Below are 25,547 nucleotides of genomic sequence, written 5' to 3' on the forward strand. Positions count from 1 at the left end.
GAAGGCCGCTTTGCCTCAGGGACTCCACAGAGAACGCGCTTATGTCTCATATCAATTACAACCACTTATATTACTTCTGGCAGGTTTGTAAGGAGGGCTCGGTCGTCGGTGCAGCCGAGGCGCTCTACCTTACGCCGCAAACCATTACCGGACAGATAAAAGCGCTGGAGGAGAGGCTACAGGGCAAACTGTTTAAGCGTAAGGGAAGAGGGCTTGAGCCGAGCGAACTGGGGCAACTGGTGTTTCGTTATGCCGACCGCATGTTCACCCTAAGCCAGGAGATGCTGGACATCATCAACTACCGCAAAGAATCTCACTTATTGTTTGATGTCGGCGTGGCGGACGCCCTTTCGAAAAGGCTGGTCAGCGGCGTGCTCGACGCGGCGGTGGTGGAAGATGAGCAAATCCACCTGCGCTGTTTTGAATCGACGCACGAGATGCTGCTTGAGCAACTGAGCCAGCATAAGCTCGATATGATTATCTCCGATTGCCCCATCGACTCCACGCAGCAGGCGGGCCTGTTTTCCGTCAAAATTGGCGAGTGCAGCGTGAGCTTCTGGTGTCAGAGTCCGGCGCCGACAAAGCCGTTCCCGGCGTGTCTTGAAGAGCGCCGGTTACTGATACCCGGGCGTCGTTCCATGCTTGGGCGTAAATTACTGAACTGGATCCACTCGCAGGGTCTGAAGGTGGAAATTCTCGGCGAGTTTGACGACGCGGCGCTGATGAAAGCCTTCGGCGCGGCGCACAATGCTGTTTTTGTCGCGCCAAGCCTCTACGCGCACGATTTTTACGAGGATGAGAATATTGTGGAGATAGGGCGCATGGATAACGTGATGGAGGAGTATCACGCGATTTTCGCAGAGCGAATGATTCAGCATCCGGCGGTGCAGCGCATCTGCAATCGCGACTATTCGGCGCTGTTTGTGTCGCCCAAATAAATCAGCAGGCATAAAAAAACCCGCATAAGCGGGTTTTTTTAACAAGCTGCTTGCAACAAGCGACAGCGAATGGCGATTAAGCCAGTTTGCTGATCTGTGCAGCCAGGTTAGCTTTATGACGAGCAGCTTTGTTTTTGTGGATCAGACCCTTAGCAGCCTGACGATCCACGATTGGTTGCATTTCGTTAAATGCTTTCTGTGCAGCAGCTTTGTCGCCAGCTTCAATCGCTGCGTACACTTTCTTAACGAAAGTACGCATCATAGAGCGACGGCTTGCGTTGTGCTTACGGGCCTTTTCAGACTGAACGGCACGCTTCTTAGCTGATTTGATATTAGCCAAGGTCCAACTCCCAAATATGATCTATGTGGACAATTCAAAGGCCGAGGAATATGCCCTTTCAGCCTTCTTTTGTCAATGGATTTGTGCAAATAAGCGCCGTTGTTATGCGGCGCTCGTTACGTAGTGATGGCGCAAGATTCTACCAGCTTGCCTCGTGCGAATACAGTCTTTGTGGGACAAAATTCGCGTTCAGTGCGAAACCCTGACGCAGCGCGATGAAATCGTTGCCGGTTTATGGCTGACAGGGCCAAATCGTCGGTTAACCTTATAGGCTGTACAAGGTATAATCCGACGATTTTCACTGTTCTGAGCCAGTCATGAAGCTGATACGCGGCATACATAATCTCACCTCTGAGCATCACGGTTGCGTGCTGACCATCGGCAATTTCGATGGCGTGCATCGTGGGCACCAGGCTTTGCTTGCCGGGCTATGCGCGCAAGGGCGCGAACGCGGCCTGCCCGTTATGGTCATGATTTTCGAGCCGCAGCCGCTTGAACTTTTCGCGGCCGATAAAGCGCCTGCACGGCTTACCCGGCTGCGCGAAAAGCTGCGCTACCTCGCCCGTTGCGGCGTGGATTACGTGCTGTGCATTCGTTTTGACCGCCGCTTTGCCGCGCTGACGGCTCAGAATTTCGTCAGCGATCTGCTGGTCGAGCGCCTCGGCGTGAAATTCCTGGCGACCGGTGACGATTTCCGCTTTGGCGCTGGTCGCGAAGGGGATTTCTTGTTATTACAGAAAGCCGGGCGCGAATATGGTTTTGAAGTCACCAGTACACAAACGTTTTGCGAAGAGGGCGTGCGCATCAGCAGCACCGCCGTACGCCAGGCGCTCGCGCAGGATGACTTAAGCCTCGCAGAAAACCTGCTCGGACGGCCATTCGCCATCTCCGGACGCGTGGTCCACGGCGACGCGCTCGGACGCACCATAGGTTTCCCGACGGCGAATTTACCGCTGCGCCGTCAGGTTTCGCCCGTTAAGGGCGTTTATGCGGTGGAGGTGCTGGGCATCAGCGACAAACCGCTGCCCGGCGTCGCCAATATCGGCACCCGCCCGACGGTGGCCGGCCTGCGCCAGCAGCTGGAAGTTCACTTGCTGGACGTTGCAATCGACCTCTACGGCCGCCATATAGATGTAGTGCTGCGTAAAAAAATACGCAATGAACAGCGGTTTGCCTCGCTTGATGAACTCAAGGCGCAAATCGCCAGAGACGTGATCACCGCCCGCGACTTTTTTGGGCTACCGACACCGGCGTAACGCCTGAATCGGCTAATTATCAAACCGAAATACGGAACCGAGAATCTGATGAGTGACTATAAATCAACCCTGAATTTGCCGGAAACAGGGTTCCCGATGCGCGGCGATCTCGCCAAACGCGAACCGGGAATGCTGGCGCGTTGGACCGATGATGACCTTTACGGCATCATCCGTGCAGCCAAAAAAGGCAAAAAAACCTTCATTCTGCATGATGGCCCTCCTTATGCGAATGGCAGCATTCATATTGGTCACTCGGTTAACAAGATTCTGAAAGACATTATCGTGAAGTCCAAAGGGCTTGCCGGTTATGACTCTCCGTACGTGCCGGGCTGGGACTGCCACGGTCTGCCGATCGAACTGAAAGTAGAGCAAGAGTTTGGCAAGCCGGGTGAGAAATTCACCGCGGCCGAATTCCGCGCCAAATGCCGTGAATACGCGGCGACCCAGGTTGACGGCCAGCGTAAAGACTTTATCCGTCTGGGCGTGCTGGGCGACTGGTCGCACCCGTACCTGACCATGGATTTCAACACCGAAGCCAACATCATTCGCGCGCTCGGTAAAATCATCGGCAACGGCCACCTGCACAAAGGCGCCAAGCCGGTGCACTGGTGCGTCGACTGCCGCTCTGCGCTCGCCGAGGCGGAAGTGGAGTATTACGACAAAACGTCGCCTTCTATCGATGTTGCCTTTAACGCGGTAGACCCGGCGGCGGTCGCGGCGAAGTTTGGCGCGCAGAACGTCAACGGCCCGGTATCGCTGGTTATCTGGACCACCACGCCGTGGACGCTGCCGGCGAACCGCGCTATCTCTCTGCACGCTGAAATCGACTATGTGCTGGTGCAGATCGAAGGCCAGGCGCTGATCGTGGCGAAAGACCTGCTTGAGAGCGTGATGAAGCGCATCAACGTCGCCGATTACACCGTGCTTGGCGAAACCAAAGGCGCGCAGCTTGAACTGATGCGCTTTACGCACCCGTTCATGGGCTTTGACGTTCCGGCTATTCTCGGCGAGCACGTGACGCTTGATGCCGGTACCGGCGCGGTGCATACCGCAGGCGGCCACGGCCCGGACGACTACACCATCAGCCAGAAATATGGTCTGGAGATTGCGAATCCGGTCGGTCCGGACGGCGCGTACCTGCCGGGCACGTATCCGGGTCTGGATGGCGTTAACGTCTTCAAAGCGAACGATCAGATTGTTGAGCTGCTGCGTGAAAAAGGCGCGCTCCTGAACGTCGCGAAGCTGCTGCACAGCTATCCGTGCTGCTGGCGTCATAAAACGCCGATCATCTTCCGCGCCACGCCGCAGTGGTTCGTCAGCATGGATCAAAAAGGCCTGCGCGCGCAGTCGCTCAAAGAGATCAAAGGCGTGCAGTGGATCCCGGACTGGGGTCAGGCGCGTATCGAATCGATGGTCGCCAACCGCCCGGACTGGTGTATCTCCCGTCAGCGTACCTGGGGCGTGCCGATGTCCCTGTTCGTCCATAAAGAGACGCAGGAGCTGCATCCGCGCACGCTGGAGCTGATGGAAGAAGTGGCGAAACGCGTTGAGCAGGACGGCATTCAGGCGTGGTGGGATCTCGACCCGCGCGACATCATGGGCGATGACGCCGATGTCTATGAAAAAGTGCCGGATACGCTGGATGTATGGTTCGACTCCGGCTCTACCCACTCGTCTGTGGTTGACGTGCGCCCGGAATTCGCAGGCCATGCGGCGGATATGTATCTCGAAGGTTCTGACCAGCATCGCGGCTGGTTTATGTCCTCGCTGATGATCTCCACCGCGATGAAAGGCAAAGCGCCATATCGCCAGGTACTGACCCACGGTTTCACCGTTGACGGCCAGGGCCGCAAGATGTCGAAATCCATCGGCAACACGGTCTCTCCGCAGGATGTGATGAACAAACTGGGCGCGGATATTCTGCGTCTGTGGGTGGCATCCACCGACTACACCGGCGAGATGGCAGTCTCTGACGAGATCTTAAAACGCGCCGCCGATGCGTATCGTCGTATCCGTAACACCGCGCGCTTCCTGCTGGCGAACCTGAACGGTTTCGATCCGGCGAAAGACATGGTGAAACCGGAAGAGATGGTCGTGCTGGATCGCTGGGCGGTCGGCTGCGCGAAAGCCGCGCAGGACGATATCGTAAAAGCGTATGAAGCGTACGATTTCCACGAAGTGGTGCAGCGCCTGATGCGCTTCTGCTCCATCGAAATGGGCTCGTTCTATCTCGATATCATCAAAGACCGTCAGTACACCGCGAAAGCTGACAGCGTGGCGCGCCGCAGCTGCCAGACCGCGCTTTATCACATCAGTGAAGCGCTGGTGCGCTGGATGGCGCCGATCCTCTCCTTCACCGCAGATGAAGTGTGGGGCTACCTGCCAGGCGAGCGTGAGAAGTATGTCTTTACCGGTGAGTGGTACGACGGCCTGTTTGGCCTTGCCGATACCGAAGCGATGAACGACGCTTACTGGGACGCGCTGCTGAAAGTGCGCGGCGAAGTGAACAAGGTGATTGAGCAGGCGCGTGCCGATAAGAAAGTCGGCGGCTCGCTGGAAGCGGCGGTCACCCTGTACGCGGAGCCGGAGCTGGCGGCGAAACTCACCGCGCTTGGCGAGGAATTGCGATTTGTCCTGTTGACCTCGCAGGCGAAGGTTGAGGATTATGCCAGCGCTGCCGCGGATGCCCAGCAGAGCGAACTGCTCAAAGGGCTGAAAGTGGCGCTCGCAAAAGCCGAAGGTGAGAAGTGCCCGCGCTGCTGGCACTACACCACCGATATCGGCAAGGTGGCGGAACACGCAGAAATCTGCGGTCGCTGTGTCAGCAACGTCGCCGGTGACGGCGAAAAACGTAAGTTTGCCTGATGAGTAAACCGATTCTTTCAACCGGTCTGCGCTGGCTGTGGCTGGTGGTGGTCGTGCTGATTGTCGATCTGGGTAGCAAGGCGTTAATCCTCCAGCATTTCGCGCTGGGGGAAACTGTCTCGCTGTTCCCGTCGCTCAATCTGCATTATGCGCGCAACTACGGCGCGGCGTTCAGCTTCCTCGCGGACAAAGGCGGCTGGCAGCGCTGGTTCTTCGCCGGTATCGCTATCGGTATCTGCGTGCTGCTGGTGGTCATGATGTATCGCGCGAAGGCGAGCCAGAAGCTCAACAACATTGCTTACGCGCTGATTATTGGCGGCGCGCTGGGCAATCTGTTTGACCGTCTGTGGCACGGCTTCGTGGTCGATATGATCGACTTCTATGTCGGCGACTGGCACTTCGCGACGTTCAACCTGGCTGATACCGCCATTTGTATCGGCGCGGCGTTAGTGGTGCTGGAAGGCTTCCTGCCTTCTAAACAGAAAGCCACGGCGTAACCTCTGGCCGGGCGGCGCTACGCTTCCCGGCCCACAGAATGTGCGGCCGTCTGTTTTCCCGATACCGGGCAGACAGACGACCCAAAATAAGTGAGCAACCTGCATGTCTACATCCATACAGAGCAACAGCGCGGTGCTTGTGCACTTTACGCTGAAGCTTGAAGACGGCTCCACGGCGGAGTCCAGCCGCAACAGCGGCAAACCCGCGCTGTTTCGCCTGGGCGACGGCTCGCTGTCGCAGGGCCTGGAGCGCGAGTTGCTCGGCCTGCACGCTGGCGACAAAAAAGCGTTTACGCTCCTGCCGGAAGACGCGTTCGGTACGCCAAGTCCGGATCTCATCCAGTACTTCTCCCGCCGCGAGTTTATCGACGCGGGCGAGCCGGATATCGGGGCTATCATGCTCTTTACCGCAATGGACGGCAGCGAAATGCCGGGTGTCATCCGTGAAATTAACGGCGACTCCATCACGGTGGATTTCAACCATCCGCTCGCCGGGCATACCCTTCATTTTGATATAGACGTGCTGGAGATCGATCCGGCGCTGGAGAGTTCTGATGCAGATCCTGTTGGCTAACCCGCGCGGCTTCTGCGCAGGCGTGGACCGCGCTATCAGCATTGTGGAAAACGCGCTGGCGATTTACGGCGCGCCTATCTACGTTCGCCATGAAGTGGTCCATAACCGTTACGTGGTGGACAGCCTGCGCGAGCGCGGCGCGATTTTTATCGAGCAAATCAGCGAAGTGCCGGATGGCGCGATCCTGATTTTCTCCGCCCACGGCGTTTCTCAGGCGGTACGCAACGAAGCGAAAAGCCGCGATCTGACGGTGTTTGACGCCACCTGCCCGCTGGTGACCAAAGTGCATATGGAAGTGGCGCGATCCAGCCGCCGCGGTGAAGAAGCCATTCTTATCGGCCACGCCGGGCACCCGGAAGTGGAAGGCACGATGGGCCAGTACAGCAACCCGGAAGGGGGCATGTACCTGGTGGAATCGCCGGAAGATGTCTGGAAAATTACCGTGAAGGATGAGAATAATCTCTCCTTTATGACCCAGACGACGCTGTCGGTGGACGACACTTCCGAAGTGATCGACGCGCTGCGCAGCCGTTTCCCGAAAATCGTCGGGCCGCGTAAAGACGATATCTGCTACGCCACCACCAACCGTCAGGAAGCGGTGCGTGCGCTGGCGGAGCAGGCGGACGTCGTGTTAGTGGTGGGCTCGAAAAACTCCTCTAACTCCAACCGTCTGGCGGAGCTGGCACAGCGCATGGGCAAAACGGCGTATCTTATCGACGACGCCAACGACATTCAGGAAGCCTGGGTGCAGAACGCCGCCTGTGTCGGCGTGACCGCGGGCGCCTCGGCACCGGATATTCTGGTGCAGAACGTCATTACGCGCCTCAAAGCGCTTGGCGGCAGCGACGCCCACGAGCTGACCGGTCGCGAAGAAAACATCGTTTTCGAAGTGCCGAAGGAGCTGCGCATCGACGCGCGCGAAGTGCAGTAATTTTTTACGCGCGTACCAGAACTGCATGCCGGACGGTGAAGATCGTCCGGCATTTTTTTATCCTGACGGCAGGCCAGACAATAAGGAACGCCCATGACAAAAACGCCGATTATTCTCGATACCGATCCCGGTATTGACGATGCCGTGGCTATCGCCGCCGCGCTGTTTTCACCAGCGCTGGATTTACAGCTCATCACTACCGTCGCAGGCAATGTGTCCGTCGAGAAAACGACACGCAACGCGCTGCAACTGCTGCATTTCTGGAATGCTGATGTGCCGGTGGCGCAGGGTGCCGCCACGCCGCTGGTGCGCCCGCTGCGCGATGCCGCGTCGGTGCATGGCGAATCGGGGATGGAAGGCTACGAATTTGTCGAACACGACCGGCTGGCGCTCGACGTTCCGGCGTTTCAGGCGATTTACGAACACCTGACGGCCGCCACGGAGCCGCTGACGCTCGTCACCATCGGGCCGCTGACCAATATCGCGCTGCTGCTGACGCACTATCCGGCATGTAAAGCGAAAATCAAACGGCTGGTGATGATGGGCGGCTCGGCAGGGCGCGGCAACTTTACCCCCAACGCCGAGTTTAATATCGCCATCGATCCGGAGGCTGCCACGCGGGTGTTTGACAGTGGCATTGAGATTGTGATGTGCGGGCTGGATGTCACCAACCAGGCTGTGCTGACGCCTGATTATCTCGCGGCGTTGCCCTCGCTTAACCGCACCGGGAAAATGCTGCATGCGCTGTTCAGCCATTACCGCAGCGGCAGCATGACGACGGGTCTGCGTATGCACGATCTCTGCGCTATCGCCTGGCTGGTTAAGCCTGAGCTGTTTACGCTCAAATCCTGTTTCGTGGCGGTAGAGACGCGTGGCGACTACACGGCGGGCACCACGGTGGTGGATATTGAAGGCAAGTTAAACCGGCCTGCGAACGCGCAGGTCGCGCTCGGTATCGACGTGGCTGCGTTTCGCGACTGGGTTGCACAAACGCTCACGCTTGCGCCTTAACAAAGCTTTTCCGTCAGATAGTCGATAAGCGCCCGGATTTTGGCAGGCATATGGCGGCCCGTCGACCACAGCAGCCAGAGCCTGCCGGAATAGCTGCTGATAAATTCCCACTCTGGTAGCACCTGCACAATCTCGCCTGCCGCCAGCGCGTCACTGGCGGTAAAACGCGGCAGGCTGCCGATGCCCAGATGGCGCTTCACGGCGTCCAGCCGCACGCCGGTATGGTTGGCGGCGTAACGCCCGTGTGTCTGCACCACCACGCTTTTCCCGTCGCGACGAAACTTCCAGCGCGCGTCCGCCGCCGTTTCGCCAAGGCTAATGCAGCTGTGCTGACGTAATGCCTGTGGCGTTTCTGGCGTGCCGTGACGCGCCAGATAGTCCGGCGTGGCGCACAGCAGGTGCTCTATTGGCATTAGCGGTTTACCGTACAGGCCGGGAGACGGGGAATCGGTAATGCGCAGCGCCAGATCCACCTCATCATCGATCAGATCCATATACCGGTCTTCCAGGCGCAGGCAGATATCCACCTGCGGGTAGCGCGTCAGAAACTCTTCCATTAGCGGATGGATCACAAAGCGGCCCACCGCTTTCGGCACGCCAAGCGTCACACGCCCCTGTGGTGCCTGTGATGCCGTGCCGCCCTGGGCCATCACGTCGCGGGCGGCATCCATCATACTGGCGGCGCGCTGAAACACACCGCTGCCCGCCTCGCTGAGGCGCAGTTTGCGTGTGGTGCGCACCAGCAGCTTGCAGCCCAGCTCGCGCTCCAGGCGAGAGACGCTGCGGCTGACGGAGGAGGGCGTACTGCCAAGTTTTCGCGCGGCGGCGGAGAAACTGCCGCTCTCCACCACCTGCACGAAAACGGCGATGTCGGGCAGAAGGGCTAAATTCATATTTGTGCGCCTGGTGCAAAGGTTCGTTGTCGCCGCGCAGGATTATCGCTGCGGGAATAACAAATATACTGTGTGGTGAACCGGGAGGACAACGATGACACACAGAGAGTACTACCTGAGCGATGCGCTGCAGGGTGAAGCAAGCGTACTGCGCTGCGAACAAAATGCGCAGGGCGAGTATGAAGTGGAGCTGGATACGACGCTGTTTCACCCGCAGGGCGGCGGACAGCCCTCAGACAGCGGCACGATAAACGGCGTGCCGGTGCTGCGCGTCGAAAACCGCGGCGATTTGGTGATTCATCTGCTGGCGCAGCCGGTAGCGACCGGCCCCGTCACGCTCGTGGTTGATGACACGTTGCGTCACCGCCATACCCGCTGGCACTCGGCGGGCCACCTGATTGGCTATGCCGGGGAGCAGCTCGGCTGGCAGCCCGTGAAAGCGCACCACTGGCCTGGCGAAGGCAAAATTACGTTTGCCCCGGCGCAGGCGTCAGACGTGCCGGATGCCAACGCGTTAAGCGAGAAGATCGCCGCGTGGATCGCCGCCGATCTGCCGCGCTATGTCGATTTCGTGGACGGGCGGCGCCAGGTGCGCTTTGGCGAACTGCCCGTCTACGGCTGCGGCGGCACGCATGTGGCGTCGCTCTCGCAGGTCGGTGAGATGACGCTCACCAGCATTAAAGTAAAGAAAGGCCAGCTGCTGGTAGCTTACCAGGTGGCAGAGTAAACCTCGCGGCGGGTCACCGCGCCTGCCGTTTCTTTCTCTGTCGCCATCCGCCAGGGATCCCTTTTCCGCCAGGCTGAACGCCTGGCTAAAACATGTGCGTGAAGCGCGTCATCCTCTCACCCAGGCTTTTATCGTCGCCAGTTGCTGCCCGATCCCTTTGCCAAAGGGAGAGATGCGGTAGGCACCTGCTGCCGCCGGGACGATAAAGGTTTCGGCGTAATGCACCACGAACGGCTCAAACGTGCCATTGGGGCTCTCCACTAACGCTTCGGCACCCTCGACGAGATTAAGCACGTTAACGGTGCCATGGGTATGATGCAGTACCGGTTTATCAAACCAGTGTCTCCGGGTTTCGATAAACTCGCGCTCATGCAGGCCAGTACGCTCTTCTCGCCAGCCGTCGCCGCCAGCGCGAGGTTCTGCCTGGTTCACCAGATGGCGGCACACCCATTGTGTATCCCTTTCCCAGTCGATCACCTGCGCCCCGTGCTCAGGATGTACGGGGCGGGGAAGGCCATCCATACCGAGGCGTCCCCAGTCCCAGAGTTTGAAGGTAAAAATATACGGCGTGGCGCTTATCTCAAGCACCATCGTTCCCGCGCCTGCGCCATGTACCGTTCCTGCCGGGATCAGGAAATGATCGTGTTTATGGGCGGGGATCGGGTTAACGAACCGGGCATCGTCAAAGGCTTTCTCTCCACGCGCGGCGCGTCTGAGTGCATCAACCATCTGCGCAGGCTGCGTCCCGGTCTGGACGCCGAGATAAACCACTGCGTCCGGTTCCGCATCGAGAATGTAGTAGCTTTCATCCTGGGTGTAATGCATGCCGAACTGCTGCTGAATATAGTCCGTCACCGGATGAACCTGGAGGCTGAGATTCTGGCCGCCGATGGTGTCCAGCATGTCAAAGCGAATCGGAAACTCAGCACCGAAGCGCGCATGAACGTTTTCACCAAGCAAGGGCCGTGGGTAAAGCAGCACCAGATCCTGTGCCGGAATTTCTGTTCGCACCGTGCCAAAACGCAGGAACAGGCTGTTTTCTTCTGGCACGCAGTCAAAGCACCAGGCGTAATTGGGCATGGATGGCTCGAGATCAAATGTGCGCTTCATCCACTGTCCGCCCCAGACGCCGGGGTCAAAAAACGGCACCACCCGGAAAGGACGCGTTGTCAGTTGCTCCAGGCCTGCGCGGAACGCGTAACCGCTGACGATGGCGGGTTGATTCGCAAGCGTGGTATCTAACAGAAAATCGGCGCGTTTTAGCAGTGGCGTTTTGTGGCGATCGAAGACACGCCATTCGATAAAGTAAGCACGCTTGTAGCGGCGAAGCATGTCTTCGTGCTGATTATCCACGCCCCAGTTGCCAAGCTCGCCCCGGCGCATACGCTGCTGGATCTCCCAGCGCGGCATATCGGCATAAATCAGTATATCGCCGTCATGTACCAGCGCCGCGCCAGAGCCATAGACAATAACCAGGCCTGTACTTATTGCATCGACCCGTTCCCGCAGCGCAGTGAGTTTTGCCTCATCAAAAAAGTCAGTGAGCTGGTGGCAGGAGATCACGCCGAAAACGCGATCGTTCGTAAGGTTGTAAGCCAGTAAAGACTGAAGTTCCCGCTCATCGCGGCGCGCGGTTTCCACGTTGAGAACCAGGGTTGCATTGAGGCCAGGGAAAAAGCGCTCCGCCAGCTCCTCAAGACGCACGCCGGGGTAACAGTCGATAACCAGTACCGTTTTCTCAGCGGGCGGGAGCCGTTCGCGCACTTTTTTCACTGCTGCTGGCCAGCCCTGCGCGGCGTGGTTCGCATAACCGGAAACTGCAACTTCCGGAAATTTGTCATACGACGCGCTACTCATGGCTGTGATCCTGCATAAGGTGTATGGCCAGCGTCAGATAATCTTTCGCGGCGATAGTCGGGTTGTCTTTCACCGTTTCCTGAATTTCTTCCAGCAGCGACAGGCGATAAATTCTGCAGGTAAAAGGAGAAGCGAGCTCGACGGTCTGCGGCGTGTCGCCAGGGTTGAACAACCTGATGATAACGGTATGTTCGCCATCGCCGGGCTTACACATGCTCATCTGAATGGCTGGATTATTCTGTGTGAGCCAGGTGAACGCCGGGGCGAGGCCTTTTTCCGGTAGCGGGATAGTGAAACGCTCCAGGCGTTCTTCAAAGGTATTGAGCTGTTGCAATTGATAGCTCAGATAGTGCTCACGATACTGTTTGCACGTCTTAAATAAGGCGGCATCATCGATTCCGCTATCCATCATCAGCGCATAATCAAACGTCATCGGCTGCAGCATTTGAGCATCCGGTGTGTCGACGATTTTATTATTGATGCCTGACGCCCGGCCAGGTCGCCACGGCGTATCGTCTTTCCCAAGCAAGCCGACGCTTCGAAATAACGTCAGCGCCAGTACGTCTTTGTCCGGTAAAACTTCATACTCTTTGATGCCTTTGGTGATAGCCGCGAAGAGATGGTTGTCATCGCGTAACGCCACGCAGTTTTCCAGGGTGTAAACAGGCACGGGTTTCTCAACGAAACCTTGCTCTCGCCAGCCGTTTACGTAACGGCTCCGGGTCTCGCGACGCAGTAAGGCGTAGCCTTGATCGGCAAAGGCGTAATCGGGTGCTTTCACCGGTGTTCTGATATGCACGCGAAGACGATGGTCATGAGCCTCGTTGACCAGATGATGCTGCACACGCACATAGTTTTCATGCTGGCGGAGTTCCAGCGTCGTCTGGATGGTCATGGGCTGTGTCGGTGCCGCATTCCGTCGTTGCTGCATATCTTTGGGCAGCACAAGCGTGGTTTCCAGCGTCATGCGCGACACCATCGGGCTCGTTTCGCAGGCTATAAGCGTAAAGGTGCTGACGCTTACAGGCTGCTCATGCTCCACAGGCGCAAAATCGAATTCATCGCCATCATCCCCGCAGTCAACGAAGGTCAGAAGATTGTCGATACGTTGGCCGGTACCGCGGTTTTCCAGCGAGAGTACGCCCTGCTGAAGTGAGATTCGCAAGCGTGCATTTTCAATGGCCTCTTCGTGGCTCAGGGTCAGTGACGGGCTCGCCGTTTGTTCATCAATGAGCCATGTCTGATAACCCAGCCCGTGAAGGCCATCAGCCCTGAAAAGAATAACGCTGCGATAATAGCCTTCCACCGTTTCCAGCTTTTCGCCCTGCGCGGTCACGATGACCTGCTGGCCGCCATCCAGTTTTCGTTGTTCCAGCACAGTACAGGCGACGGGTTTGCCACCACGTCGCAGCGAAACCTGTTTATCTTTCGTGAACACAACAGCCTGAACCACGCTATCCAGCGGGCTGATATCACTGTTAAAAACCACCAGAATATTGCGTTGCTCGGACTGCAGACTAATGGCGTGGCTGATTTTCTTTTTCAGCAGATTAATCAGGCTCAGCGCAGAGCGCTCCACGCTGATGAGCCGCTGTTTAATGTTCTGATTGACCGGGTCGGCATTGGTCGCCTCAATACCGTTATGAGCATGTGCGCAAAACAGGGTTTTCCAGAGCGAGGCCATTAACGGTTGCGGCCAGTGAATACCCAGTAATGAAGCCATAACGGTGAGCGGTTCAAGCTTATCGATCAGCAGATGCTCGGTTTCCCAGGTCTGGCGTTTAATGTCATAACGCGTTGAGTGACAGGTTCGGTGAATGCGGGATTTCTGACAGGCGAACAGCTCCCCCTCAATCACGTGGGTAAATTCACCGTCACGCCAGGTTTCACGCATATAGCTCTCATAGTCAGCCATAACGAACTGATAAGGCAATCCGCGCTGGTTTAAGGCGTTTACCGTTTGCGGATACCGGGCGTTGGGCAACACCTGATCGCCGCCACAGGGTAAGAGCAGCTTATCGGTATGGCGGTTCATCATGCTCAACTGTTCAAGAATAGGCAGGAGGCGGTGCTGTAAATAATCAGGTTCAGCGGACAAAAACTTACCAGGCCCATAACCATAATAGAGATAGTTGGTGGCGATGGATTTCTGGTTTGGTGCCCGCCAGTAAAAATTGAGATCGCCACGAAGCTGATCCGTATAAATCCCTCTTTGCAGAACGCAGAAATCGATACCGGCGTCCGTAAAAAAGGCGGGCAACCAGGCATGCTGGCCGAAAATATCCGGTAAATAACCAACATTCATTGAATGGCCAAACTGTGTCGCGGTGCGAATGCCGTACTGCAAATTACGGATTAGTGATTCCGTGCGTATCAGCAACGAGTCGCATTGTGTATACCAGGGGCCCACAAAAAGCCGCCGCTGACGTATCAACGCATGAATGCGCGATGCATTTTCCGGGCGTTCTTTGAGGTAGTCATCGAGCACGATCGCCAGGCCGTCAAACGTATAGCTTGGAAAATCCGTATCTTTTTCCAGCAGATCCAGCAAATAATCCATATTCTCGACCAGCAGAATATGTGAGTCCTCGCAGGTAAAATACCATTCAGCGTCCCAATGGCAGTGGGGAACGACATACACCTTTTTGTTGACCATTAAAAACAACCTCCCTGTCAGTTCAGCTTAAGCTTGCCTGTGGTTATCAGGTAATAGCGGACAAAAACGTTAGCAAAAGCGATAAACGCTACGCCGAGAAACATCCCAAAGAGATAAGCGGGAAGATTTTGCACCAGTGGCCAACCCCAGATGGCAGGCAGCGGGAACCACTGCACTGAGCCTAAGGTAATGGCCGTTACAGCACCGATAATGGCGCCTGTAATGTTAATCGAGATGGTAATCACCGGATTTCTGAGCATAAAAGGGATAGCGCCTTCGCCGATCGCCAGGAACCCGAGGATTAGCGAGGTAGTGCCGGTGACACGTTGGTTTTCGTCAAACACCCGCCGCCTGACGAGGAAACGATCGATAACCGTTGCAAGGCCCAGGCCAATAGGGGGAATAACGATTCCCAGCACGCGCGCTGTCAGCGGGAAAATATGGTCAGCCGCCAGCCCGATGGCGATGGCACCTGCGGATTTATTCACAGGCCCCCCTAAATCAAAGGCGGTCAGCGCGGCGATAATGACAGCCAGCATTAACGCGCTGGAGGCACCGTGCTCGGTAATAAACTGCTGAAGAAATTTATTGATGCCGCCAAAAACCGGATCGACAAAATAGAAGTTGATAAAGAAGATCGCGAGGACCGATAAACCCGGCACGATCAACATCGGTTTCATGGCCTGTAAGTGCTTATGCAGGCGGATATGTTGATTCAGAAAGTTGGCCATGAACCCGGCAAGCGCGCCCAGAATAAGAGCGCCGAGAAAGCCGGAAGGAATGCCGCCGTTAACCGCCCAGAAGGTGTAATGCAGCCCGCCGGCAAAGGCACCGCCAACGAAACCGGGCACCAGGCCTGGTCGGTCGGCAATGCTCCATGCCATATAGGCGGCAAAGACCGGGTACATAAACTTCATGATCATGTTGCCGTAGAGCGTCAGGTAATGGCACATGACCAGCATTGTGTTGTGTTCGGTCGCGTAACGCGCGTTGCCGATATCGGTGACGCCCAGCATGCTGGCGGCTAACTGGCCGAAGCCCATCATCAAGCCTGCCGCGACGATAACCGGGATCATATAGGAAATACCGCTGGAGATGCCCTGATAGAGCTGACTGCCAAAAGATCGTTTATGCGCTGTGGTTGGGCTTTCCGTGGTGTTTGATTCATTGACGATACCGTCAGGGTTGGTGAGTACGCGCTCAATTAACCCCGCCGCGTCTTTCAGCGGCTCAGAAACGGAGGTTGCGATGAAGGGCTTGCCGTTGAAGCGCGCTTTGCCTTTAGGGGGCAGCGCAGCGGCAAAAATGACGCCGCTTGCCTCGCGGATTTGCGTTTCATTTACCTCATCTTCAATGCCGTTCGCGCCCTGTTTTTCGCTATAAACCCGGATACCGCGCGCGGCGCCTGCTTTTTCCAGCGCCTCTGCGGCCATGTAGGTATGTGCGATACCGGTAGAGCACGAGGTGATGACAATCAAACTTTGCCCGCTTGCGTTGACGAGCGTTTTTTCGCCAGCAGATTCATGCGCATCCAGCAGGGTGAGAAAGGCGTCCACGGTAGGTGCTGCTTTAAGCGCGCTGACATTATCTTCATCCATCAGTGCCAGGCTTAATGTCGAAAGCAGGCGCAGGTGCCCGTCATCATCGCCAAGCGGCACCGCAAGTAAAAAGACCAGAGAGACCTTTTCCTCGCCCTCAATGGTGGGCCAGTCATCAACAGGCTGTGTGAGCCGGACGGCAGCAAAGGCAGGCTGCTTTACGACGGGCGATTTGCCGTGCGGGATGGCGATACCTTGTTCAAAGCCTGTTTCAGAAATGTTTTCCCGCTCCCATACAGCACGGAGAAACGCTGCTTGATCGGAGACTTTCCCTTCCTGGTATAAAAGCATGGAGAGATTCTCCAGAATGGATTCACGGGTATTCCATTCCTTATCGAGGAGAATCAAATTAGGGGAAGTCACGCCGCTTAACACCATAAATCCTCCCTGAAAATCAGAGTTGTCGACAGGTTAATCGAGATCAGGCCTTATAAATGCGACGGATTGCTCATATATCGGCGCAGTGCGTTCACTGAGCTAATAAATAACAGTGTGCGACACAAGTATGAGGCTGAAAAATGTGGTCTACGCTTAGCGATTCTTTTTAAAACAACCGCTAATGGTTTAATGAATGCTGTAACGGCGTGCACTACGATAAATCGGAGTAAAGTGCTTCCGATTCAAACTGCCAGCCATCATTAAGCAATCACGATAATTAGAGCGCAGATACAACACCGCTGTCATTTGTATGGTGATACAACAAATGTATCAGAAAATAGTGTTCACCTTGTGGTTGCCAGAGCAATCTGATTACGGATTTTTTTGTGTAACTTTTGGGGAGAGTATATGAATAATCTGTTAAAGGTATGCCTGTGTATTCCTGTTATATATAGTGTGTCGGGGTGGACAGGCACAACCTGGGTAGATGTGCGTGGCGCGCATAATATACGCGCGGATACGAATGAAACGCGTATTAAATTTATGCATCAGGCAACGAATGGCTTCTATTTTTCTGCTGAAGCGACGCAGAGCCATAATGAATCTTTTTTTGGTGATGAAGATAGCCGGGATGGTAAAGAAGATGGCGTGACCGGTGTCTCGCAGGAAATAGAAACGCGGTGGCAATTCCCGCTCGGTAATGGTTATTCCATAGCTCCCGGTCTGACGACCGTTTTCACTAAAACCAATACGCACTATCGCCCTTTTATCCAGGGATGGAAGGCATTTGACAACGGGATTAATCTCGCTGCTCGTTATCGCTATAACACGGTGAATGATGCCCATAGCGACAGAAAGCTTGACAGCGATGAGTATACCCGTCGTAAATCGCATCAGTTTGATATCTGGATTGCCTATAATATCGGGCGCTTCGGTATGTCCTGGAACCCTCGCTTCCGTTACCAGGATGGCGTCGATCAGGGAACCGGAAGAGACACGTACTGGGAGCACACGCTGGCATTTAGCTATAAAATGGATGATGACTGGACGCCTTATATCGAGCTTGGTTCTCTTGACAAAACCTATGTGGATGACCACGGAACGCATAAAAATGAGTTCGTTGGCCGCTTAGGGATTACTAAAAAGTTATAATTTTTCTGTGTATTATGCATCGGGTGTCGTCAGTAATTTGCATCCGATGCTATCAATAAAATCCAGTATTTTTATTTGCGACTCCCTTTGATAGAGCGATGACGCTTCGTCAGCATCTTCAACAGCCCATGTGCGGGAAGCAACCTGAGATAAAGAGGAATTATTACGGGTAATTGCCATGACCCGGATATTTTTACGCTTCGCGTTGCGCGCCATTTCGACAATGGCTTTTGTTTCTCCCGATTTGCTGACCAGTAAGAGCGTGCCTTTATTAATTAACGCCAGTTGATGCACATCCGTTAACATTAAATGAGGAATGCCAGCAATAGATAAGAAACGAGATAAATAGCTCAGGCTGGTCAGTGTTCCGCCCCTGGCATATAAATAGATATGCTGCGCTTGATGTAACTGCTGGCAGAGTTCCGCAATATCTTTCTCCTGCCCGTTTGACATTTTGTCAGACACGTGCGGTTTCGTTTGTAACGGGAGTCCGCATTTATATCGTAATTCGGTATATCCCGAATATCCCATTTTTTTACAGACCCGATTAACCGACGTTGTCGTGGTAAACGTCTGGCTGGCGATCATCTTTGCAGAGATGCCTGATAATCTGTGAATATTGCACAGTATATATTCATAGACAATACGCTCTGTCCTTGAGAGGTTATTCATTACATGATCCCGTTTTACATTTATAGTGATCCGTGTAAACCCTGTGTATGTTATCAATTTGAAATTAGTAATCGGAAAAAACATCCCTTCTTTTGGAAAGCAATATTAATCGCGCAGACGTATTTTTGTAAAATAATAAATGAGTTTATCTCTGCGGAAGTTAAAAATTCTGGAGCCAGCTCGCGTTAATATGAAACCTGGCGCGAGAAAACCGCAAACAGAGAGACAGGGATTAACACGTAGCCCTGAAAAGGCTGTCACTATTTTTCCGCTGTTCACACACAGGCAGTGGCCTGCTGTTTTTCCTGCCCATTATGCCTTTTACTGATATCCCTCCCTGTTTATCATTAAATTCTAATTATCGATGTTTTGGGCTGGCAGCACGACGAAACGCTGGTTAACCTGAGAACGTTTTATAAGCAATTTTTTAACATATAAAGAGTATAACTATGCAAGAAGCACAGGTCCGCGTCGCGATCGCGGGGGCGAATGGCCGTATGGGACGGCAGTTAATCCAGGCAGCACTTGCGATGGATGGCGTGGCGCTCGGTGCCGCGCTGGTGCGTGAAGGCTCAACGCTGCTCGGCGCTGATGCGGGTGAACTGGCGGGCGCAGGCGCAACCGGCGTCACTCTCAAGAGCAGTCTTGAGGCGGTGAAAGACGATTTCGATGTGCTTATCGATTTTACGCGTCCGGAAGGCACGCTGGCGTACCTGGCGTTCTGCCGCGCGCATAATAAAGGCATGGTGATCGGCACCACCGGATTTGACGACGCCGGTAAAGCGGCCATCCGTGAAGCCGGCACGGCGATCCCTGTGGTGTTCGCCGCTAACTTCAGCGTTGGGGTTAACGTGATGCTGAAGTTGCTTGAAAAAGCCGCTCAGGTGATGGGCGATTACACCGATATCGAAATTATTGAAGCGCATCACCGCCATAAAGTGGATGCGCCTTCCGGTACGGCGCTCGCGATGGGCGAGGCGATTGCCGGCGCGCTGAATAAAGATCTGAAAAGCTGCGCGGTCTATGCGCGCGAAGGCTACACCGGTGAGCGCGTGCCCGGCACCATTGGATTTGCGACCGTACGCGCGGGTGATATTGTCGGTGAGCACACCGCGATGTTCGCCGACATTGGCGAACGCATCGAAATCACCCATAAAGCCTCCAGCCGAATGACATTTGCTAATGGTGCCGTCAGGGCGGCGCTGTGGCTTAAAGCACAAAAAAATGGGTTTTTTGATATGCGGGATGTGCTTAATCTGAATGATTTGTGATTCTTGTTACCCATCGTGATGTGGTTATTACAATCATAAGTTTCTGATTGAAAGGGCAATAATTTATTGCCCTTTTTTGTTTTATTTATTTTTGCGACTTCGTTGTTAAGTTAATCTTAACTGCTTAAAACAGAGTGTTTTTAACTGATTTTGCGTTAATGTTTTGTGAATTTTGACCGTTTGGTCCATTTTAAAAGCTGTGTTATGCTTCGTTTTTACTTTTCTTGCCGGGCAACCGTTTTCTGCGCTTCGTTTTCTTTGTTTTTTGCCCTTCATTTCCTTTGTTTTCCTCAAAGCCTTCAAAAAAACAATAAAAAGTGCGTTTTCAGGTAGACTTCCCCCTGAGTTATCTCTAGAATGCCGCCGTTTGCCAAAAATTCGCTGTTCAGGCGTTTTTGCGTTGATTTAGCCATACTGGTTGAATTAATATGCAAATATATTGACTGTTTATTCCCTGGAGGACGTTTTGATTAAGTCAGCGCTGTTGGTTCTGGAAGACGGAACCCAATTCTACGGTCGGGCCATCGGGGCAACAGGTACGGCAGTAGGGGAAGTCGTTTTCAATACTTCAATGACCGGTTATCAAGAAATCCTCACTGATCCTTCCTACTCCCGCCAGATTGTCACTCTCACTTATCCTCATATTGGTAATGTCGGCACTAACGATGCTGACGCTGAATCCTCCCAGGTACACGCGCAGGGCCTTGTAATCCGTGATTTACCGCTGATTGCGAGCAACTACCGCAACACCGAGGATCTCTCTTCTTACCTGAAGCGCCATAACATCGTGGCGATTGCCGATATCGATACCCGCAAGCTGACGCGTCTGCTGCGTGAGAAAGGCACCCAGAACGGTTGCATCATCGCAGGGGATAATGTCGATGCCGCGCTGGCGCTGGAAAAAGCGAAAGCCTTCCCTGGCCTGAACGGCATGGATCTGGCGAAAGAAGTGACTACGGCGGAAGCTTATAGCTGGACGCAGGGCAGCTGGACGCTCGCAGGCGAACTGCCGGAAGCCAAAAAAGAAGAAGAGCTGCCGTATCACGTGGTGGCGTATGACTACGGCGTGAAGCGCAATATCCTGCGCATGCTGGTGGACAGAGGCTGCCGCCTGACGGTCGTCCCGGCGCAAACCTCCGCCGAAGACGTCCTGAAAATGAACCCGGACGGCGTGTTCCTCTCCAACGGCCCTGGCGACCCGGCACCGTGTGACTACGCCATCGAAGCCATCCAGAAATTCCTCGAAACTGACGTACCGGTCTTCGGCATCTGCCTCGGCCATCAGCTGCTGGCGCTCGCGAGCGGCGCGAAAACCGTGAAGATGAAGTTCGGCCATCACGGCGGCAACCATCCGGTGAAAGATATCGACAACAACCGCGTGATGATCACCGCCCAGAACCACGGTTTTGCGGTGGATGAAGGCTCCATGCCGTCTACGCTGCGCGTGACCCATAAATCCCTGTTCGATAACACGCTCCAGGGCATTCACCGCACCGATAAACCGGCCTTCAGCTTCCAGGGACACCCTGAAGCGAGCCCCGGCCCGCACGATGCCGCGCCGCTGTTTGACCACTTTATCGAATTAATTGAGCAGTACCGTAAGACCGCCAAATAATCGGGAGAAAGAGAACAATGCCAAAACGTACAGATATTAAAAGCATCCTGATTCTTGGCGCAGGCCCGATTGTCATCGGCCAGGCGTGTGAATTCGACTACTCCGGTGCCCAGGCGTGTAAGGCGCTGCGCGAAGAGGGCTACCGCGTCATTCTGGTGAACTCCAACCCGGCGACCATCATGACCGACCCGGAGATGGCCGATGCGACCTACATCGAGCCGATCCACTGGGAAGTGGTGCGTAAAATCATCGAAAAAGAGCGTCCGGACGCGGTGCTGCCGACAATGGGCGGCCAGACGGCGCTCAACTGCGCGCTGGAGCTGGAGCGTCAGGGCGTGCTGGAAGAGTTCGGCGTGACCATGATTGGCGCGACCGCCGATGCGATTGATAAAGCCGAAGACCGTCGCCGTTTTGACGTCGCGATGAAGAAAATCGGCCTCGACACCGCGCGCTCCGGCATCGCCCACAATATGGAAGAAGCGCTGGCGGTGGCGGCGGATGTTGGTTATCCGTGCATTATTCGCCCGTCGTTCACGATGGGCGGCACCGGCGGCGGCATCGCGTATAACCGCGAAGAGTTTGAAGAGATTTGCGCCCGCGGCCTGGATCTTTCGCCGACCAAAGAGCTGCTGATTGATGAATCGCTGATCGGCTGGAAAGAGTACGAGATGGAAGTGGTGCGTGATAAAAACGACAACTGCATCATCGTCTGCTCGATTGAAAACTTCGACGCCATGGGTATCCACACCGGCGACTCCATCACTGTGGCGCCAGCCCAGACGCTGACCGATAAAGAGTATCAAATCATGCGTAACGCCTCGATGGCGGTATTGCGTGAAATCGGCGTCGAAACCGGCGGCTCCAACGTGCAGTTTGCGGTGAACCCGAAAAACGGCCGTCTGATTGTGATTGAAATGAACCCGCGCGTGTCGCGCTCTTCGGCGCTGGCCTCTAAAGCGACCGGTTTCCCGATTGCCAAAGTGGCGGCTAAACTGGCGGTGGGTTACACCCTTGATGAGCTGATGAACGACATCACCGGCGGCCGTACCCCGGCGTCGTTCGAGCCGTCCATCGACTACGTGGTCACCAAAATCCCACGCTTTAACTTCGAGAAATTCGCCGGTGCTAACGACCGCCTGACCACGCAGATGAAATCGGTGGGCGAAGTGATGGCTATTGGCCGCACCCAGCAGGAGTCGATGCAGAAAGCGCTGCGCGGCCTGGAAGTGGGCGCGACCGGTTTTGACCCGAAAGTGAGCCTTGATGACCCGGAAGCGCTGACGAAAATTCGCCGCGAGCTGAAAGACGCGGGGGCCGAGCGTATCTGGTACATCGCCGACGCGTTTCGTGCTGGTCTGTCAGTTGACGGCGTGTTTAACCTGACCAACATCGACCGCTGGTTCCTGGTGCAGATTGAAGAGCTGGTGCGCCTCGAAGAACAGGTGGCCGAGCAGGGCATTAACGGGCTCAGCGCCGATTTCCTGCGTATGCTCAAGCGTAAAGGTTTCGCCGATGCGCGTCTTGCGAAACTCGCGGGCGTCAGCGAATCGGAAATCCGCAAGCTGCGCGAGCAGTACAACCTGCACCCGGTCTACAAACGTGTGGATACCTGCGCGGCGGAGTTCTCAACCGATACCGCCTACATGTACTCCACCTATGAAGAAGAGTGCGAAGCCAACCCGAACCAGGATCGCGAAAAAATCATGGTGCTGGGCGGCGGGCCGAACCGTATCGGCCAGGGCATTGAGTTTGACTACTGCTGCGTCCACGCCGCGCTCGCGCTGCGTGAAGACGGTTACGAAACCATTATGGTTAACTGTAACCCGGAAACGGTCTCTACCGACTACGACACCTCCGACCGTCTCTACTTCGAGCCGGTAACGCTGGAAGATGTGCTGGAAATCGTGCGTATCGAGAAACCGAAAGGCGTTATCGTGCAGTACGGCGGCCAGACTCCGCTGAAACTGGCGCGCGCGCTGGAAGCGGCAGGCGTGCCGGTTATCGGCACCAGCCCGGACGCGATTGACCGCGCGGAAGACCGCGAGCGCTTCCAGCAGGCAGTGGATCGCCTGAAGCTCAAGCAACCGGCGAACGCCACCGTGACGGCCATCGAACAGGCCGTTGAGAAGGCGAAAGAGATTGGTTACCCGCTGGTGGTGCGTCCGTCTTACGTACTGGGCGGCCGCGCGATGGAAATCGTCTACGACGAAGCCGACCTGCGTCGCTACTTCCAGACGGCGGTCAGCGTTTCCAACGACGCGCCGGTGCTGCTGGATCGCTTCCTGGATGACGCGGTGGAAGTGGATGTCGATGCTATCTGTGACGGCGAAATGGTACTGATTGGCGGCATCATGGAGCATATCGAACAGGCGGGCGTACACTCCGGCGACTCTGCGTGCTCTCTGCCAGCTTACACCTTAAGCCAGGAGATCCAGGACGTGATGCGCCAGCAGGTGCAGAAACTGGCCTTTGAACTCCAGGTGCGCGGCCTGATGAACGTGCAGTTCGCCGTGAAAGATAACGAAGTCTATCTGATTGAAGTGAACCCGCGCGCCGCGCGTACCGTGCCGTTCGTCTCTAAAGCCACCGGCGTGCCGCTGGCGAAAGTGGCGGCGCGCGTCATGGCGGGCAAGACGCTGAGCGAGCAGGGTGTGACCAAAGAGATCATCCCGCCGTACTACTCGGTGAAAGAAGTGGTGCTGCCGTTCAACAAATTCCCAGGCGTCGACCCGCTGCTGGGGCCGGAAATGCGCTCCACCGGCGAAGTCATGGGCGTGGGCCGCACCTTCGCGGAAGCGTTCGCCAAAGCGCAGCTCGGCAGCAACTCCACCATGAAGAAACAGGGCCGCGCGCTGCTCTCGGTGCGTGAAGGCGATAAAGAGCGCGTGGTGGATCTCGCCGCCAAACTGCTGAAATTCGGCTTTGAGCTGGACGCCACCCACGGCACTGCGATTGTGCTGGGTGAGGCGGGCATCAACCCGCGTCTGGTGAACAAGGTGCATGAAGGTCGTCCGCACATTCAGGATCGCATTAAGAATGGCGAATACACCTACATCATCAACACCACCGCAGGCCGTCAGGCGATTGAAGACTCCAAGCTGATTCGCCGCAGCGCGCTGCAATACAAAGTGCATTACGACACCACGCTGAACGGCGGCTTCGCCACCGCGATGGCGCTGAACGCTGACGCCACCGAGAAGGTGATTTCCGTTCAGGAGATGCACGCGCAAATCACGAAGTAAGACGTCGTGAACTCCACCAAAGCCAGCGTAAGCTGGCTTTTTTCATATGCGCCCCCCTAAATTTGATAGCCAATTAGTTTTTCACTCCTGCACGGCCATCCGTTACCCTTCAGGCTGTCTCGTTTGCCGACTTCCCGGTTTACGTTTAAGGAGAAACACGTGTTAAAAAAAGTCCTGCTTCTGGGTACCTGTCTGGCATTAACCGCCTGCTTTGGCGGTGGTGACAGCAAAGAGTTCCTGATAGATAACCCGACCGGGAAACCGCTCGCGATTTCGGTAGACGATCAAAAAATCACGCTTGCGGCAGAGCAATCACAAACGATTAAACTGGACGCGGGCCAGCATACGCTGACGCTTGAGAATGGCGACAAGGTGAAATTCAGCGTCTTTAGCGCGATGCCTCGCTCGGGCGTGAGCGGTCTTATCAACCCGACCCGTACCCGCTACATCTACGTGATACAAAAATATCTGGCGGAAGGCGTAACGCCGTCCAGTGAAAACGGCGATGTTCACACCCTGACGATTGACGGGCAGACCGTGACCGGCCCGTTCGAAGATATGGGCAGCGGGCTGTTTATCGATAATTTTACGAAAGAGTGGGAGCTGAACCCGACAGAGCCTTTCCCGGAGTCGATGTCATCGACCTCTGCGGATAACTACAAAACGAAACTTTTCCGTCTCGAAGAGTTTAAGGATTATTACAACAATCAGTTTTCGCCATCCGTGGAATACACTGAAAACATGCGTATCACGGAGTCGCGTTACCAGCCGCCTGAAATCACCGCGCAGTTTACTTCGCCTGAACTTCAGCAAAACCTGAATGAAGCCACCAAAATTTATAATGACTTTATTCATGCCGAATCGGCAGGTGATCAAAAAGATCTGCTCAAAGCGTTCGACAAACAGAACCGCGAGAAATGGCGTAACCCTAAAGCGGGCGGTGAAGAATTGACCCGTTATTATGAAATTATGACTAACCTGAATCACACCATGATGAGCTCCATTCTGGAGCTGAAGCAGTAACATCTGACCGCCGGGCATCGGCATTCAGGATGCCCGGCCTCAGAACCGTCT

At 55.3% G+C, this 25,547-nt stretch carries 19 protein-coding genes and 1 pseudogene; 14 read left to right on the forward strand and 6 right to left on the reverse strand.

Annotation, left to right across the window (positions count from 1 at the left end; all coding sequences use genetic code 11):
- The first annotated feature begins 41 nt into the window (after positions 1-41).
- The gene (nhaR, locus tag G9X48_RS13760) at positions 42-938 is read left to right on the forward strand and encodes a transcriptional activator NhaR (protein ID WP_014729627.1); all 897 of its coding nucleotides are present in this window, start codon (positions 42-44) and stop codon (positions 936-938) included.
- 76 nt (positions 939-1,014) lie between these two features.
- On the opposite strand, the gene rpsT is transcribed toward nhaR, so the two are convergent.
- A complete protein-coding gene (gene rpsT, locus G9X48_RS13765; RefSeq protein WP_004386260.1) occupies positions 1,015-1,278 on the reverse strand; it encodes a 30S ribosomal protein S20 in 264 nt (87 codons plus the stop codon).
- Between the two features lie 104 nt (positions 1,279-1,382).
- Between rpsT and G9X48_RS21655 the strand changes: the two are divergent.
- The 7 genes and pseudogenes from G9X48_RS21655 to rihC all read left to right on the forward strand — a co-directional run bounded on the left by G9X48_RS21655 (position 1,383) and on the right by rihC (position 8,412).
- Positions 1,383-1,549: pseudogene (locus G9X48_RS21655) on the forward strand (DUF2575 domain-containing protein).
- A 46-nt stretch (positions 1,550-1,595) separates the two neighbouring features.
- Positions 1,596-2,534 (forward strand): bifunctional riboflavin kinase/FAD synthetase, encoded by a 939-nt coding sequence (gene ribF, locus G9X48_RS13775; protein WP_007864140.1) that lies wholly within the window; start codon positions 1,596-1,598, stop codon positions 2,532-2,534.
- 48 nt (positions 2,535-2,582) lie between these two features.
- Positions 2,583-5,399: an isoleucine--tRNA ligase gene (gene ileS / locus G9X48_RS13780; RefSeq protein ID WP_097641651.1), complete on the forward strand. Its 2,817-nt coding sequence runs from the start codon at positions 2,583-2,585 to the stop codon at positions 5,397-5,399.
- Positions 5,399-5,896, forward strand: coding sequence for a signal peptidase II (gene lspA, locus G9X48_RS13785; RefSeq protein WP_007864145.1), 498 nt, complete (start codon positions 5,399-5,401; stop codon positions 5,894-5,896). The genes ileS and lspA overlap by 1 nt, the downstream gene beginning before the upstream one ends.
- Positions 5,897-5,999: 103 nt before the next feature.
- Positions 6,000-6,470, forward strand: coding sequence for an FKBP-type peptidyl-prolyl cis-trans isomerase (gene fkpB, locus G9X48_RS13790; RefSeq protein ID WP_004386255.1), 471 nt, complete (start codon positions 6,000-6,002; stop codon positions 6,468-6,470).
- On the forward strand, positions 6,451-7,401 hold the full coding sequence (gene ispH, locus G9X48_RS13795; RefSeq protein WP_014729624.1) for a 4-hydroxy-3-methylbut-2-enyl diphosphate reductase: 951 nt from the start codon (positions 6,451-6,453) through the stop codon (positions 7,399-7,401). Before fkpB ends, ispH begins: the two co-directional genes overlap by 20 nt.
- 93 nt (positions 7,402-7,494) lie before the next feature.
- On the forward strand, positions 7,495-8,412 hold the full coding sequence (gene rihC, locus G9X48_RS13800; protein ID WP_097641650.1) for a ribonucleoside hydrolase RihC: 918 nt from the start codon (positions 7,495-7,497) through the stop codon (positions 8,410-8,412).
- Here rihC and G9X48_RS13805 read toward each other — a convergent pair.
- Complete coding sequence (locus G9X48_RS13805; protein WP_097641649.1) at positions 8,409-9,305, reverse strand: LysR family transcriptional regulator; 897 nt, start codon at positions 9,303-9,305, stop codon at positions 8,409-8,411. The genes rihC and G9X48_RS13805 overlap by 4 nt on opposite strands.
- A 94-nt stretch (positions 9,306-9,399) precedes the next feature.
- Between G9X48_RS13805 and G9X48_RS13810 the strand changes: the two genes are divergently transcribed.
- Positions 9,400-10,032 (forward strand): hypothetical protein, encoded by a 633-nt coding sequence (locus G9X48_RS13810; RefSeq protein ID WP_097641648.1) that lies wholly within the window; start codon positions 9,400-9,402, stop codon positions 10,030-10,032.
- Between the two features lie 108 nt (positions 10,033-10,140).
- Here G9X48_RS13810 and G9X48_RS13815 read toward each other — a convergent pair whose 3' ends face one another.
- Genes G9X48_RS13815 through G9X48_RS13825 form a run of 3 tightly spaced genes read right to left on the reverse strand, consistent with a single transcriptional unit; the run spans position 10,141 to position 16,521 of the window.
- A complete protein-coding gene (locus G9X48_RS13815) occupies positions 10,141-11,889 on the reverse strand; it encodes a class I mannose-6-phosphate isomerase (RefSeq protein ID WP_097641647.1) in 1,749 nt (582 codons plus the stop codon).
- Positions 11,882-14,545: a glycoside hydrolase family 38 C-terminal domain-containing protein gene (locus tag G9X48_RS13820; RefSeq protein WP_097641646.1), complete on the reverse strand. Its 2,664-nt coding sequence runs from the start codon at positions 14,543-14,545 to the stop codon at positions 11,882-11,884. The genes G9X48_RS13815 and G9X48_RS13820 overlap by 8 nt, the downstream gene beginning before the upstream one ends.
- A gap of 17 nt (positions 14,546-14,562) precedes the next feature.
- Positions 14,563-16,521, reverse strand: coding sequence for a fructose-specific PTS transporter subunit EIIC (locus tag G9X48_RS13825; RefSeq protein ID WP_097641645.1), 1,959 nt, complete (start codon positions 16,519-16,521; stop codon positions 14,563-14,565).
- A gap of 408 nt (positions 16,522-16,929) precedes the next feature.
- Here G9X48_RS13825 and G9X48_RS13830 point away from each other — a divergent pair, with 408 nt between their 5' ends.
- On the forward strand, positions 16,930-17,673 hold the full coding sequence (locus G9X48_RS13830) for an oligogalacturonate-specific porin KdgM family protein (RefSeq protein WP_071601447.1): 744 nt from the start codon (positions 16,930-16,932) through the stop codon (positions 17,671-17,673).
- Positions 17,674-17,685: 12 nt separating this feature from the next.
- On the opposite strand, the gene G9X48_RS13835 is transcribed toward G9X48_RS13830, so the two are convergent.
- Positions 17,686-18,345: a MurR/RpiR family transcriptional regulator gene (locus G9X48_RS13835; protein ID WP_007847143.1), complete on the reverse strand. Its 660-nt coding sequence runs from the start codon at positions 18,343-18,345 to the stop codon at positions 17,686-17,688.
- A 449-nt stretch (positions 18,346-18,794) separates the two neighbouring features.
- Between G9X48_RS13835 and dapB the strand changes: the two genes are divergently transcribed.
- The 4 genes from dapB to G9X48_RS13855 all read left to right on the forward strand — a co-directional run bounded on the left by dapB (position 18,795) and on the right by G9X48_RS13855 (position 25,496).
- A complete protein-coding gene (dapB, locus tag G9X48_RS13840) occupies positions 18,795-19,616 on the forward strand; it encodes a 4-hydroxy-tetrahydrodipicolinate reductase (protein ID WP_097641644.1) in 822 nt (273 codons plus the stop codon).
- A gap of 466 nt (positions 19,617-20,082) precedes the next feature.
- Complete coding sequence (gene carA, locus G9X48_RS13845) at positions 20,083-21,231, forward strand: glutamine-hydrolyzing carbamoyl-phosphate synthase small subunit (protein ID WP_097641643.1); 1,149 nt, start codon at positions 20,083-20,085, stop codon at positions 21,229-21,231.
- A gap of 17 nt (positions 21,232-21,248) precedes the next feature.
- Positions 21,249-24,473, forward strand: a complete 3,225-nt coding sequence (gene carB, locus G9X48_RS13850) for a carbamoyl-phosphate synthase large subunit (RefSeq protein WP_004386244.1) — start codon at positions 21,249-21,251, stop codon at positions 24,471-24,473.
- Positions 24,474-24,632: 159 nt separating this feature from the next.
- Complete coding sequence (locus tag G9X48_RS13855; RefSeq protein WP_007895720.1) at positions 24,633-25,496, forward strand: hypothetical protein; 864 nt, start codon at positions 24,633-24,635, stop codon at positions 25,494-25,496.
- Positions 25,497-25,547 lie beyond the last annotated feature (51 nt).

Source organism: Cronobacter sp. HA18006 (assembly GCF_011605445.1).
GTDB classification, from domain to species: Bacteria; Pseudomonadota; Gammaproteobacteria; order Enterobacterales; family Enterobacteriaceae; genus Cronobacter; species Cronobacter sakazakii.